12 protein-coding genes are annotated in these 14,205 nt (G+C 60.2%); 7 read left to right on the top strand and 5 right to left on the bottom strand.

The features are described from left to right. Positions 1 to 87: 87 nt before the first annotated feature. The 7 genes from OCT39_RS01600 (at position 88) to OCT39_RS01570 (ending at position 6,952) form a co-directional block, all read left to right on the top strand. Positions 88 to 1,530, top strand: a complete 1,443-nt coding sequence (locus OCT39_RS01600) for a PLP-dependent aminotransferase family protein (RefSeq protein ID WP_263585960.1) — start codon at positions 88 to 90, stop codon at positions 1,528 to 1,530. A gap of 25 nt (positions 1,531 to 1,555) precedes the next feature. Then, on the top strand, positions 1,556 to 2,212 hold the full coding sequence (locus OCT39_RS01595) for a lysozyme-like domain containing protein (RefSeq protein ID WP_263585959.1): 657 nt from the start codon (positions 1,556 to 1,558) through the stop codon (positions 2,210 to 2,212). 9 nt (positions 2,213 to 2,221) lie between these two features. Next, positions 2,222 to 2,962: a sulfite exporter TauE/SafE family protein gene (locus OCT39_RS01590; protein WP_263585958.1), complete on the top strand. Its 741-nt coding sequence runs from the start codon at positions 2,222 to 2,224 to the stop codon at positions 2,960 to 2,962. Between the two features lie 118 nt (positions 2,963 to 3,080). Beyond that, the gene (locus OCT39_RS01585; RefSeq protein WP_263585957.1) at positions 3,081 to 3,467 is read left to right on the top strand and encodes a hypothetical protein; all 387 of its coding nucleotides are present in this window, start codon (positions 3,081 to 3,083) and stop codon (positions 3,465 to 3,467) included. A gap of 93 nt (positions 3,468 to 3,560) precedes the next feature. Further along, positions 3,561 to 4,946: a YfcC family protein gene (locus OCT39_RS01580; RefSeq protein ID WP_263585956.1), complete on the top strand. Its 1,386-nt coding sequence runs from the start codon at positions 3,561 to 3,563 to the stop codon at positions 4,944 to 4,946. 100 nt (positions 4,947 to 5,046) lie between these two features. Then, the gene (locus OCT39_RS01575; RefSeq protein ID WP_263585955.1) at positions 5,047 to 6,165 is read left to right on the top strand and encodes an alkene reductase; all 1,119 of its coding nucleotides are present in this window, start codon (positions 5,047 to 5,049) and stop codon (positions 6,163 to 6,165) included. A gap of 199 nt (positions 6,166 to 6,364) precedes the next feature. Beyond that, on the top strand, positions 6,365 to 6,952 hold the full coding sequence (locus tag OCT39_RS01570; RefSeq protein WP_263585954.1) for a cell division protein ZipA C-terminal FtsZ-binding domain-containing protein: 588 nt from the start codon (positions 6,365 to 6,367) through the stop codon (positions 6,950 to 6,952). A gap of 27 nt (positions 6,953 to 6,979) precedes the next feature. Here the strand turns inward: OCT39_RS01570 and OCT39_RS01565 are convergent, their stop codons facing one another. The 5 genes from OCT39_RS01565 to iolD form a co-directional block, all read right to left on the bottom strand. Beyond that, complete coding sequence (locus OCT39_RS01565; RefSeq protein WP_263585953.1) at positions 6,980 to 8,572, bottom strand: ABC-F family ATPase; 1,593 nt, start codon at positions 8,570 to 8,572, stop codon at positions 6,980 to 6,982. Positions 8,573 to 8,652: 80 nt separating this feature from the next. Continuing rightward, positions 8,653 to 9,774 carry a Gfo/Idh/MocA family protein gene (locus OCT39_RS01560; protein WP_263585952.1) on the bottom strand — a complete coding sequence of 374 codons (1,122 nt, stop codon included), beginning with the start codon at positions 9,772 to 9,774 and terminating at the stop codon, positions 8,653 to 8,655. 93 nt (positions 9,775 to 9,867) lie between these two features. Next, positions 9,868 to 11,370, bottom strand: coding sequence for a CoA-acylating methylmalonate-semialdehyde dehydrogenase (locus tag OCT39_RS01555; protein ID WP_263585951.1), 1,503 nt, complete (start codon positions 11,368 to 11,370; stop codon positions 9,868 to 9,870). Positions 11,371 to 11,404: 34 nt separating this feature from the next. Continuing rightward, positions 11,405 to 12,316, bottom strand: coding sequence for a myo-inosose-2 dehydratase (iolE, locus tag OCT39_RS01550; protein WP_263585950.1), 912 nt, complete (start codon positions 12,314 to 12,316; stop codon positions 11,405 to 11,407). A 40-nt stretch (positions 12,317 to 12,356) separates the two neighbouring features. Continuing rightward, positions 12,357 to 14,204, bottom strand: a complete 1,848-nt coding sequence (iolD, locus tag OCT39_RS01545; RefSeq protein ID WP_263585949.1) for a 3D-(3,5/4)-trihydroxycyclohexane-1,2-dione acylhydrolase (decyclizing) — start codon at positions 14,202 to 14,204, stop codon at positions 12,357 to 12,359. Position 14,205 lies beyond the last annotated feature (1 nt).

Genomic DNA, 14,205 nt, shown 5'->3' with positions numbered 1-14,205 from the left:
GGACTAGACCACTTTTATCGAACGTGTGATAACGTTCTGATTTGTTGGTGACATAGCGCGTTGGATAAAAGCGTTGAAGGAGCGTCCATGACCGTCCAGGAAATGCTCGAGCAGTTTGCCGAGCTCTACCAGGCCCAGCCCGGGCGGCTCAACAAACAGGTGCGCATCGAGCAGGCGCTGCGCCTGGCCATTACCCAGCGCTGGAGCCAGGGCAGCCGCTTGCCCTCGCACCGGGCGCTTTCTGAGGCCGCCGGCTGCGCACGCCAGACCATGGCTCAGGCGATCGAGACGCTGCGCGGCGAAGCGTTATTGAAGACCGCTCACGGCCAGGGCACCTGGGTGCGCAAGCCGCCGTTGGCGCCAACTCCCAATCCGCTTTCCGCACCGCTTTCCCGGCGCGCCCGTCAGGTGCTCGGCGCCCCCGGGTCGAGCCGTATTCAAAGCGGCGCCTTCATGCCCGGCATTCCTGACATCGCCCGCTTTCCGATGCGCCGCTGGCGCCAGCTCTATGGCAGCGTCACGGTGGCGCAGAACGCGCTGCTGCTCTCCTACTCCACCGGCGGGTACGGGCCGCTCAAGCGCGCGATTCGCGATTTTCTCGCGCGCTGGCGCAACATCGACTGCGACGTGGATCAGATCATCATTACCGACGGTACCCACAACGGCATCGAGCTGTGCGCCATGGCGCTGACCGACGTCGGCGACACCGTCGCGATGGAGTCGCCCTGCTACTGGGGCGCGCGCAACATCTTCACCGCCGCAGGACTTGCCGTCGACATGCGTGCCTGGCACCCAAACGACGGCTATCGTTTGGAGCGCCCGGGCGGGCCGGTGGCGCTGGCGTACCTGACCGGCTCGCACCACTACCCGCTGAGCATGCCTGCCAGCGCCCGGCACAAGCGCGCGTTTTGTGAAGCGCTCCAGCCCGCCTACGTGGTGGAGGACGACTACGAGTTCACCCGGGATGATCACACCGAGCTTCTGTTCGATCCCGGCTCGTCGCGCCATTTGCTGGTAGGCTCGTTTTCCAAGATGATGTTTCCGGGCCTGCGCCTGGGCTATCTGGTAGTGCCACACCACCTGGCAGAGCCGATGAACCGGCTGAGAAGCGAGCTTTTTCGCGAAGGCCGCATGCTCGACCAGGCGGTGCTCGCCCAGTTCATATTCGACGGCGACCTGGACAGCTGGTGCCGACGCATTCAGCGCGACTATCTGGGCCGCCAGCAGGTGCTGCACGACCAGCTTGAGCGCCTGCCCCGGGTCAAGCGCGTCTCACCGCCGAGCAGCACCATCAGCCTGTGCGTGGAGTTCGAGCCCGGGGTGGACGACGTCGCCATCGCTCAGGCGCTTTTGAGAGAGCACCTCATCGTGCGCCCGCTTAGCCCGGTGTGTGCGCCAAATGATGCCCGCTCGGGGCTGGTCATGGGGGTGGGCATGCTCTCCGGCGATACGCTGAGCCGCGAAGTTCAGCGCCTGCGCCACCACCTGGCCGCGCTGCTGCGCCAATCCAACACGCTAGAGAAACGATAACATCAGGGATCGAACAGGAGACGCCATGCGTCATTTACGTACAATGAGCGACGCTTACGCGCGCCCCCTTTGGGCACTTTGCGCGCTGCTTACGCTTTCAGGCTGCGCGGCGTTCGCCCCCAGCCCGCCGCAGGATCAGAGCAACGTGTGCGAGATCTTTCGCGAGCAGCCAAGCTGGTACGACTACGCCCGCGACTCGGAAAATCAGTGGGGTACGCCGATCGCCACGCAAATGTCCTTCATTCAGCAGGAGTCCTCGTTTCGAAGCCACGTGCGCCCGGACCGCAAGTACTATCTCGGCTTCATTCCCGGCCCCCGGCCCTCGTCGGCCAAGGGCTACGCCCAGGCCCAGGACCCGGTGTGGGGCGAGTACCGCGATCAGGCGGGCAGCCTCTTTGCCCGGCGTACCCACATGAAGCATGCCACGGACTTCATTGGCTGGTACAACGCCCGCACCCGCGCGCAAACCGGCATCTCGCTGCAAAACCCGGAGCATCTTTACTACGCCTACCACGAAGGCGCCGGCGGCTATCAGCGCGGCACCTATCGCAATAAACCCCACGTACTGCGCGCCGGGCGTCAGGTCGCGAGCCGCGCGGGGCGCTACCAGTCCCAACTCAACGCCTGCGAGGCAGAGTTTCAGTGCCGCAAGTTCTACCAGGTATGGCCTTTTTGCCGCTAAGGAGTCTGCATGGCCGTTTTGATCGGCGCCCTCTTCGTCGGCGTGGTCTTTTGTACGTCGCTTCTATCCGGCATTTTCGGCATGGCCGGCGGGCTGGTACTGCTCTGGTTTTTGCTGCTGATCTTTCCCGCGGCCTCCGCCATGGCGGTGCACGGGGTGATTCAGCTCACCGCCAACGCCTCGCGCGCGTGGCTTTCCCGGCGCTTCATTAACTGGCGAGTGGTGGCGCTGATGGCCGGCGGCGTGGCCGGCGCGGCGGGGCTGCTGCTGTTATTCGACTACAGCCCCGACGCCGCCACGGTATCGATTTTGATCGGGCTTTTACCGATTCTGGTCTGGGTACCCAAGCGCTGGTTCGCGCTCAACGCCAACCGCGCAAGCCACGCGCTCGCGTGCGGGCTGGCCTCCGGCGGGCTCACCATCGCCGCCGGCGTTTCCGGGCCCTTGATCGACATCTTCTTCGTGCGCTCGGACATGGACCGCCGCCAGGTGGTGGCCACCAAGGCGATGATTCAGGTCGTCGCCCACAGCATCAAGATTCTGTTTTATCTCGGCTCGGCGCTCGCCCTCGGCGCCGGCGACTGGGCCATGGTGGCGCTGGCCGCCCCCTTTGCACTGTTAGGCACCCAAACCGGCACGCGTATTCTGCACCGCTTGACCGACGCCAACTTCCGCGCCTGGACGCGCTGGATCGTGACCGCCATCGGCGCGTTCTATTTGATTCAAGGCGTCTATCTGCTGACGGCTTGAAGCGGCGCATGACTCCCCCGCCCCGTCATTGACACGATGACGGGCACACGCTATCGTCTCGCATAAATACAAATGAGAAACATTTTAATTTAACCGAGTCGCCCGCAGGAGAGCCCGCATGAAACGGTGGAGTGTACCCAGGGATCAGCGCCAGCTTCGCCAGAGCGTTTTGTTGCTGCGCACTTCTTTTGAAGCGATGCAGCACTCGATCGCCCCGCGCCTTGAGGACCCGCTGCCCTGCTGGCTCGATACCGGCACGCTTTCGATGCTCGCCGGCGAGCTTGCCCGCGTTAGCGAAACGGCCAAATCGACGCTCCCGCCCGAGGCCCACACCAGGCTCTGCCTGGCCGCAAACCAGTGCGAGCTGCTGCTCAAACAGTGCCCCGGCGTTTTGAGCAGCGCGTTTTGTCATCGCCAGCTCGGCGCCATCGTCCTTACCCTTAACGCCGCACTTTTGAGCGCGGCGGCGCCGGCACCCAAAAAGCGCTGGTTCTGGTCATCTTGATTCCACGCTAGCGGCCACTGGTAAGATACGCCTTCTTCGCCCGGCGCCCGAGTTGATCGGCCGCCTTACACGACACCCGCGAAAAGGCCCCTCATGACGCCCGCTCCCACTCCTGATAAGCCAAGCCCCTGGTACCGCACGGTGCCGGATCCCATGGTCCTGATCTTCATCATTCTGGTCGCGACCTATCTGCTAACCTTCGTCATTCCCGCCGGGGAGTTCGAACGCGTGACCGAGGCCGGCCGTACCCTGGTGGTACCGGAGTCGTTTCGCTATTTGGACGATGTTGCCGCGATCGCGCCTTTTGATATCTTCGTGGCCATTCCTCAGGGGCTGATCAACGCCTCACAGTATCTGTTCATCGTGTTCATCGCCGGCGGGCTCTTTCATATTCTGCAAAAGACCGGGGCACTGGAAAACGCTATCGGCGTGGCGGTGAACAAGGTCGGCGTTCACCGGCGCAACCTGATCATTACCGTGGGTACCTTCATCTACGGCTTTTTTGGCGTCGCCGTGGGCTATGAGAACAACATCGCGCTGGTGCCGATCGCGGTGCTGATCGCCAGCGCCATCGGCTGTTCGAGCCTGGTCGGTACCACCATGGCGGTGGGCGGTATCGGCGTGGGGTTTGCGCTGTCGCCGATCAACCCCTACACGGTGGGCGTGGCGCAGGGCATCGCCGAGCTTCCGACCTTTTCCGGCGCCTGGCTGCGCACGCTTTTGCTGCTGTGTTCGCTCAGCTTGTTGGCGCTCTATATCTGTAAGCGCGTGGTGCCCATGCCGTTCAAGGAGTCGCCGGACGCCGCGGGCATGAGCCGCCCTCTGAACGAGTACACGCTGAGCCGGCGCAACCTGGCAACGCTTGCGGCCTTCGTCGGCGGGCTTGCGGTCATGCTTTACGGCGTGTTCACCCGCGGCTGGTACATCAACGAAATCGCCGCCATGTTTCTGTTGATGGCGATCGTGATCGGGGCGCTGAACGGGCTATCGCCCAACGGCATCGTTGCGCGCTTGATCGAAGGCGCCTCGAGCGTCACTGCCGGGGCGATGGTCATTGGCCTGGCGGCGTCGATTCAGGTCATCCTCAACGAGGCGTCGATCATCGACACCATCGTTTTTGGGCTGAGCGGGCTTTTGAGCGGCGTACCCGCCGCGCTCACGGCCATCCTTGCAAGTGTCCTCCAGGGCGTGATCAACCTGTTCGTGCCCTCGGGCTCCGGCCAGGCGCTGGTCACCATGCCGATTCTCATTCCCCTGGCGGATCTGGTCGGCATCAGCCGTCAGCTCATGATCACCGCCTTTCAGGTCGGCGATGGGCTGACCAACCTGATCATTCCCACCTCCGGCGGGATGCTGGCGATGATCGCGCTGGGGCGTGTCAGCTATGAGCAGTGGCTCAAGGCCATTCTCCCCTTCATGGCGATGGTCTATCTTCTAAGCTTCGCGGGATTGGTGCTGGGCCACGTTGTAGGCTATTGAATGATGTCGGCGGGCCGATTTTTCGGTCCGCTGGCGAACAATAGTAAACTGGTCTATTGTTGATGGTCTCGCTTATTTATCCGCAAGAAGGAGTTTGCCCATGGCGTTCGAAACGCTACTCGCCCCGACCCAGCTTGGCAGCCTGACGCTTCCCAACCGGGTGATCATGGCGCCGCTGACCCGCGCGCGCACGCCAAACAGCGTGCCCGGTGAGCTGCAGCAAGCCTACTACGGCCAGCGCGCCGGCGCCGGGCTGATCATTAGTGAGGCGACCAATATCTCGCCGACCGCCCGCGGCTACGTTTATACCCCGGGCATCTGGACCGATGAGCAGCAGGCCGGTTGGAAAGGCGTGGTCGACGCCGTGCACGCCAAGGGTGGGCGCATTGCGCTGCAGCTCTGGCACGTTGGGCGTGTTTCTCACGAAATGGTTCAGCCGGACGGCCAGAAGCCGGTCGCCCCGAGCGCCCTCAAGGGTGAAGGCGCCCAGGCGTTTGTCGAGTTCGAAGACGGCAGCGCCGGTCAGCACCCAGCCAGCACCCCGCGGGCGCTGGAAACCGATGAGATCCCGGGCATCGTCGAGGATTACCGCCAGGCGGCTCAGCGCGCTAAAAACGCCGGGTTCGATATGGTGGAAGTTCACGCGGCCAACGCCTATCTGCTCAACCAGTTTTTGGCCACCGGCTCCAATCAGCGTTCTGATCGCTACGGCGGCTCAATCGAGAACCGCGCGCGCTTCCCGCTGGACGTGGTCGACGCGGTGATCGAAGTTTACGGCGCCGACCGCGTGGGCATTCGCCTGACGCCGTTCATCGAGATCTTCGGCTTAACCGATGATGAGCCCGAAGAGATGGCGCTGTATCTCGCCGATGAGCTGGCCAAGCGCGAAATCGCCTACATCCACCTCAACGAGCCGAACTGGGCCGGTGGCGACAACACCTTCCCGGACGGTTTCCGCGAGCGGATGCGCGAGCGCTTCAACGGCAGCATCATCTACTGCGGCCACTACGACGCCGAAAAAGGCGAGGCGATGGTTAAAAGCGGTAATAGCGACTTCATCGCGTTTGGTCGCCCCTATATCGCCAACCCGGACTTGGTCGAGCGCTTTCGCCAGAACGCCTCTCTCAACGAGCCGAACAAGGACACTTTCTACGGCGGTGACGAAAAGGGCTACACCGACTACCCGTTTCTGGACAACGGTTACGACCATCAGCAGTAAGCGCTGTTTTAAAACAGGTTATTGACCTTTTAAATACGCGCTGGATGGATTCAAAGCACCACACTCGTGGTGCTTTTTTTATAGGCTGGCGCCTGTCAAAACGATCATTTTCACCTACTTTATCGGTACTATGGAGCAAGACGTATCGACATGGACAGGTGGCGGCGTCTCACATTCGGATCAGGCTCGGGGTGATAAAATGGAGAGTAGTTCCCTTCCCTTTTTATTGGCGGGTTTTTCGCTGCTGCTGGGCGTACTGGCCGCTGGGGTATTCTGGTATCGAAGAGACTCGATGCAGCGCCCCTTCAAGGCGCGCCGCGTGGCGCCGCCCCCGAGACCCGCACGGGCGTCTGAGGTGTCGGATACAACGCCAAGCGTTCCCCACGCCGCCACCACGCGCACCCGCCAGCACGCGCTGTTCGTGATCTTCGCCCACCCGGATGCCACCACCGACGAGCGCCTGACCGAGTGGCTGCGGGGCAAGAACGCGCGCTTCGATGACGCTCGCAAGGTGTTTTTGATCGATGGACACAAGCGCTCCAACCCGATCGTCATTGCCAACGCCTACCCGCCGGGGGAAATGGCGGATCTTCTCAGCGGTGAAAGCAACGGTACCGTGCGCGGCGTAAGCCTGCTGGTCAAGCCGCCGCTGCATCGGCGCCGAAACCAGCAGATGCACGTCTACGTGGCGCTGGCCAAGGAGATGAACGACACCTTCCGCGGCCAGATTCTCGATAGCGAGCAGAACCCGGTTTCCGAGCTCACCTACCAGACCATTCTCGGCTGAGTGACCAAGTCATCCAACGCGTGATCGTTACGCCACCAGGCCCTGGCTTCGCAGGTAGTCGTCGTAGCTGCCGCTGAAATCGACGATGCCGTCCGGCTGCATGTCGATGATCCGCGTGGCCAAGGATGAGACGAACTCGCGGTCGTGGCTGACGAATATGAGCGTGCCAGGGTAGTTCTCGAGCGCCAGGTTGAGCGCCTCGATCGATTCCATATCGAGGTGGTTGGTGGGCTCGTCCATCAGCAGCACGTTGGGGTTGGTCAGCGTCAGCTTGCCAAACAGCATCCGGCCCTGTTCGCCGCCGGAGATCACCTTCACCGACTTATTGATGTCGTCGCTTGAAAACAGCATCCGCCCGAGCGCGCCGCGCACCACCTGCTCGCCTTCTTTCGTCCACTGACCCATCCACTCGAACAGCGTGGCATCTTCGGCGAAATCTGCCGCGTGATCCTGGGCGAACACGCCAAGCTCGGCGGCATCGGTCCACTTCACTTCGCCGCTATCCGGGGCAAAATCGCCGGCCAGCGTTCTCAACAGCGTCGTCTTGCCGATGCCGTTGGGGCCGATGATCGCGATCCGCTCGCCGGCTTCGACGCCCATCGAAAAGCGCTCGAACAGCGGCTTGTTGGCATCAAAGCCCTTGGTGATCGCCTCGACGGCCAGCGCGTTACGGTGAATCTTCTTGTTCTGATCGAAGCGGATGAACGGGCTCACCCGGCTCGAGGGCTTGATGTCCTCGAGCTTGATCTTGTCGATCTGGCGCGCCCGCGAGGTCGCCTGCTTCGCCTTGGAGGCGTTCGCGGAGAAGCGGCTAACGAACTGCTGAAGCTCGGCGATTTGCGCCTTTTTCTTGGCATTGTCCGCGTGCTGACGCTCGCGCGCCGCGGTGGCCGCGGTCATGTAGTCGTCATAGTTGCCCGGGAACAGCGTGATCTCGCCGTAGTCCAGATCCGCCATGTGGGTGCAGACGCTGTTCAGAAAGTGGCGGTCGTGGGAGATGATCACCATGGTGCTGCTGCGCGCTTTCAGAATGTCCTCGAGCCAGCGAATGGTGTTGATATCCAGGTGGTTGGTCGGCTCATCGAGCAGCAGCACGTCCGGGTCGGAAAACAACGCTTGGGCAAGCAGTACACGAAGCTTCCAGCCCGGCGCGACCTCACTCATCGGGCCAAAATGTTGCTCCAGCGGAATGCCCAGCCCCAGCAGCAGCTCACCGGCGCGAGCCTCGGCGGTGTAGCCGTCGAGCTCGGCGAAGCGCACCTCGAGATCCGCCACGGCCATGCCGTCCTCTTCGCTCATTTCGGCCATCGAGTAGATGCGCTCACGCTCGGCGGCGACTTTCCAGAGCTCGGTATTTCCCATGACGACGGTATCGATCACGCGCTCGTTCTCAAACGCGAACTGGTCCTGGCGCAGCTTGCCAAGCCGCGTGGTGGAATCGAGCATCACCTGGCCGGACGAGGGCTCCAGCTCACCGCCCAGAATCTTCATGAAGGTCGACTTGCCGCAGCCGTTGGCGCCGATCAGCCCGTAGCGGTTGCCGTTGTTGAATTTGACCGAGACGTTCTCGAATAGGGGCTTGGCCCCGAACTGCATGGTGATATTGGCGGTGGCGATCAAGATGAGGACCCTGGTTGGCGTAGAGTTAGCGCTTAAAGGCCCGCGATTCTACGCGCTCTGGGGCAAGCATTCACCCATCATTAAACCTCAACCCACTGCCCCGCTCTATGCGAGGCCTCGATGGCATCAATCAATCGATTGACACGCACAGCCTCTTGAAAGTCAGGGTACAGCAGGCGATGGTTAATAATTCCCTCTACCAGATCGCGAACTTCGATGATCTTTTGATCGTTATAACCTAGACCATGACCTGGGGCGGGGCTGAAGGCTGCGTAATCAGGGTGCTCGGGGCCGGTTAGCAGCGTTGTAAATCCACGCCGGCCGCTATCGGCTTCGTGGCGATATAACTGCAGCTCGCTCATGCGCTCCTGATCGAAGATAATCGCCCCTCTGGTTCCCGTTAACGTATAAGCCAGCCCCATCTTTCTACCCGCCGCCACTCGCGATGTTTCGATATTGCCGATCAAACCACTGTCAAAGCGAAGCATTGCCTGAGCCTGGTCATCGTTTTCTACCGCTGCTCTGCCGCTACCCTCCGCTGTGGCACGCATGGCAATCACCGTCTGCAGCTGACCGCACACCGAGGTAATGCGCTGCCCGGTCAAAAATTCTGCCATATTGAGAATGTGTGACCCCACATCGCCCAACGCCCCCGCACCTGCCGTTTCCCGCTTTGTATGCCAATCGTGAGGTTTTTGGGGATCGAGCAGGTAGTCTTCATTGTGCCGTCCGCGAAAGTGAATTAAATCGCCAATTTCACCACTGGCAACAATGTCACGCGCCAGCTGTGTGGCGGAATTACGAATATAGTTGAAGCCGACCAGCGTTTTTACCCCGGCCTGCTGGGCAGCCGTGGCCATTTCTTGTGCGTCGGCAGTGCTGAGCGCCAACGGCTTTTCAGCATACACATGTTTACCCGCTGCAATGGCGGCTAGCGCCATTTCCTTATGCAGAAAGTTGGGTGCGCAAATATCCACCACGTCTACCGCACTATCCGCCACCAGCGCGCGCCAGTCGTCCGTGGCACGAGCAAACCCCCAAACCTTAGCCCGGCTTTTTGCCACCTCAAGGTTTACATCCGCCAGCAGCTCACAAACAGGTTTTGCCGGTAGATCAAAAACACTGGAAGCTGCATTGAACGCAATAGCATGAGCTTTACCCATAAAGCCCGTTCCAATCAAACCAATCGAGAGCGTTTTCATTGTAATGATTCCTGTCAACGAAGCCTTGGAACAAGGCTTGCCATAAGCAAACGCCGGGCAGCGCCCGGCGTTTGCTTTAACCTTCACTGAGCCTTACATAGTGGGCATCGAAAAGTGATTAGTCTCTTCTCGAATACCGTCGGGCCAGCGCTGAGTGATCGTTTTCATACGCGTATTGAAGCGCACGCCGTCGGGGCCGTGCATATGCAAGGGTCCAAACAGCGAACGCTTCCAGCCCCCGAAACTATGAAACGCCATGGGAACGGGAATCGGTACATTGACGCCTACCATCCCGACCTGGATCTGTTCGCAGAATTGTCGTGCGGCATCGCCATCGCGGGTAAAAATGGCCGTTCCATTACCGTACTCATGGGAGTTAATCATCGCCACCGCATCGTCAAAACTGGCGGCGCGTGCAATGGATAACACGGGCCCAAATATCTCTTCTGAATGAATGCGCATGGCAGGCGTCACATGGTCAAAAAGTGTTCCGCCAATAAAGTAGCCGTCTCCCGCTCCTTCGATCGCGACCTGGCGGCCATCGACGACGAGTTCCGCGCCTTCATCAACGCCAGTTTGGATATAACCCGCGACCTTGTCGCGATGCTCGCGAGTGATGAGCGGCCCCATATCGTTGTCGGGACCATCGACCAAACCAGGCCCTACGGTCAAATTCGCCAGTTCAGCAACCAGCTTTTCTCTAAGCCGGCTAGCCGTGTTCTCACCCACCGGGACCGCGACGGAAATAGCCATACAGCGCTCGCCCGCTGATCCGTAGGCGGCGCCCATGAGTGCGCTGACGGCCTGATCAAGATCCGCATCGGGCATGATCACCATGTGGTTTTTAGCCCCACCCAGCGCCTGAACACGCTTGCCATGGGCCGATGCCGTCGCATAGATGTATTCGGCAATCGGCGTTGAGCCGACAAAACTCACCGCGTGAACACGCTCATCCGTGAGCAGGACATCGACGGCTTCCTTGTCGCCATTGACGACGTTAAACACGCCCGCTGGCAGACCCGCTTCGCTCAACAACTCGGCCAAACGCAGAGGCGTGGAGGGGTCTTTCTCCGACGGCTTCATGACAAATGTATTGCCGCAGGCCAACGCAATGGGAAACATCCACATGGGCACCATGGCGGGAAAGTTGAACGGTGAAATACCCGCACAGACGCCCAGCGGCTGCATCAGGGAGTAGCTATCTACCCCGGTGCCCACATTCATGGAGTGCTCACCTTTTTGCAGGTGCGGAATACCGCAAGCAAACTCAACGACTTCCAGACCACGCGTCACTTCGCCCTTGGCATCAGAAAATACCTTCCCGTGCTCGCTGGAAATCAGCCGTGCCAGTTCATCGGCATGCTCTTCAACCAGGGCCTTGAACTTGAAAAGAATACGCGCGCGTTTGAGTGGCGAGGTTTTAGCCCAGCCACTAAATGCTTCATCCGCAATGCGCACGGCCTCACGGGTTTCCTCAGCGGTTGCCAGCATCACCTGCGCGCTTTGCTCGCCGGTCGCCGGGTTGTACACCGGCGCGTAGCGCTCGCTGCTGTCAGACGTAAGCTGGCCGTTAAGATAATGGGGTAATGTGTTCATTCCAGTTCCTTTCAGCGGATGGCCTTGGCGGTGATTAACGCGTGGCAGGCGAAATATCGAAGCCCGCCTGCTCGGCAAGGGCGTGTAGATTTCGATATCCTAAACGGGCATAGGTGAGAGGGTGGGCGACTTCGGGGTCCTGTTCGGCTTCGACAACGAGCCAGCCTTGATACCCTTGTTCACAGAGATGCGTTAGCGCCGGTAAGAAATCCACATCGCCGTCTCCTGGCACGGTAAAGAGACCGTCCAGCACGCCGTTTAAAAAGCTTTTATCGCGGTTGCGTACATTCTCAAGTACCGGGAAGCGCAGATCCTTGCAATGCACATGGTGAATTCGCGTGCTATAGCGCTGAGCAACGGTAAGCGGGTCACCGCCCGCGCCGCGCAAATGCCCAAAATCGAGCAGTAAACCCACGCTTTCACTCGTGCTATCCATCAGACGCTCGACGTCCGCTTGGCTTTCTATCACCGTGCCTAGATGGTGGTGATATACCAGCTGAATGCCTTGCGACTTGAGGTAATCGCCCACCACTTCCAGCCCGCTAATCAAGCGTTGCCAATCCGCGTCGGAGAGATGGGGCCGCCGGGAAAGAGGCCGCTGCTGGTCGCCGTGCACACACCGAGACACCTCGCAAAAGACCATTACGCTGGCCCCACACTGTTTGAGCAGGTTCAAATGATCCTGTATGGCCGCAATCTCTTCCTCCGGGCTTCTCTCCAGTAGATGGGCGGAGTACCAACCTGATACCAGCGCCAGCCCATGATTGCTCAATACCTTATTCAAGGCATCCGGTGTGCGCGGAAACTTGTTGCCTAACTCAAATCCTGTAAAGCCCGCTTCACGGCCCTCCTGCAAACACGTTTCCAGCGGCGTAAACGCACCCAAGCTGGGTAAATCATCGTTGGTCCAGGTAAGCGGGTTGATGCCCAGCGTAACGGTTGGCATGGCATGCTCCTTATGGTTATTGGGTGGTTAAACAGGTGGGTCAGCGTGCTTGACGGCGCTTGGCATCGCGGTAGCCTTGATAAGCCTTGGTGACCTGCTCCCGGGAAGATACCTCGGGTACGGCCACTTCCCACCAGGCGCCCCCCTCTTCGGTGCTGGGGAGCGGATCCGTATCCAAAGCAATCACATAGGTAGCGCTCGCCTGACGAGCGCGCACAAGCGCCTGCTCAAGCTCAGCAATACCGGTGACCGATTCCGCTTGGCAACCAAGTGACTGAGCATGTGCGGCAAAATCGGTTTTGGGCGCACCCGCCTCGATACTGTGACAATCTTCAAGCAGGTTGTTGAAACCTGCACCGCCCGTTGCCTGCTGAAGGCGATTGATACAGCCGTAGCCGCGATTATCCAGCACAACGACGATCAGCTTATGGCCCAACATGACCGAGGTAGCGAGCTCCGAGTTATGCATCAGATAGCTGCCGTCACCGACCATGACGATCACTTCGCGCTCGGGCTTGGCCATCTTGACGCCCAGACCACCGGCAATCTCATACCCCATGCAGGAGAAACCGTACTCCACGTGATAGCTATTGGGGCCTGAGCACTGCCACAGTTTGTGCAGCTCACCCGGCAAGCCACCGGCGGCACACACGACGGTGGCATCACTTCCCGCTTGGCGATTGACGGCACCGATGACCTGGGCATCGGTAGGTAGCAGAAGGTCTTGATCGGCCGTAACGCGCTTAACGACGTCGTCCCACTCCTGCTTCAGCGCTTTTGTCTCGGCCTGCCAGCTCTGCGAGGCACTCCAGTCGGTCAACTCATCGTTGAGCTGTTGTAGGCCAACGCGTGCATCGCAGGTCAAGGGTATGGCGTGATGCTTGAGGCTATCGAAACGACCAACGTTCAGGGCTATCAGCGTTTTTTCATTACTTTCAAACAGCGCTCGAGAGCCCGTTGTGAAATCCTGCAGGCGCGTTCCGATCGCAAGTATGACGTCCGCCTGCTCCGCCAAGCGGTTGGCGGCGGCGCTGCCTGTAACGCCAATGGCACCTACGGCACAGGGGTGGCTATCAGCCAATGTCCCTTTTCCCGCTTGGGACTCAGCAACGGGTATACCGTGCGCTTGTGCAAAATTGGCCAGCGTTTGGCAGGCGTCCGCGTAGTGCATCCCACCGCCGGCAATGATCAAAGGGCGTTTTGCCTGTTTAAGGGCGGCAATGGCTTGGTGCAACTCCTCCGGCGTGGGTAGCGGGCGGCGAATACGGTGCACCTTGGGCTTAAAAAAAGCCTTCGGGTAATCATAAGCAAATGTCTGCACGTCCTGAGGGAGAGCAAGGGTTGCCGGCCCGCAGTGTTCGGGATCAAGCAGTGTGGCAATCGCTTGAGGCAGGCTGGTGAGCAGCTGCTCAGGGCGGCTGATGCGATCAAAATAGCGTGATACGGGGCGGAAGCAGTCGTTGACGCTGATCGTCGGGTCACCAAAGTGCTCGACCTGCTGTAGTACGGGATCAGGAGCGCGCGTGGCAAACGTATCGCCCGGCAGCAACAAGATAGGCAAGCGGTTGGCATGGGCCAACGCGGCGGCCGTCACCATGTTTGTAGCACCGGGGCCGATGGAGCTGGTAGCGGCCATCATGCGCATGCGACCGTTAGCCTTGGCAAAGGCAATCGCCGCATGCGCCATGGTTTGCTCGTTATGCGCGCGATAGGTCGGTAGCGTTTCCTTGACGTGGTAAAGCGCCTCTCCGAGACCAGCCACGTTGCCGTGGCCAAAAATCGCGAATACTCCTTCAAACAGCGGCATATCGGCGCCATCGATCTCGATACGCTGAGCCGCTAGATACTTGACCAACGCCTGGGCCATGGTGAGTTGGATAGTGCTCATT

Origin of the sequence: Halomonas sp. GD1P12 (assembly GCF_025725645.1) — a bacterium.
Lineage (GTDB): Bacteria > Pseudomonadota > Gammaproteobacteria > Pseudomonadales > Halomonadaceae > Vreelandella.
Note: the sequence above shows the minus strand (reverse complement) of the source record. Positions and strands in the feature narration are given on the sequence as shown.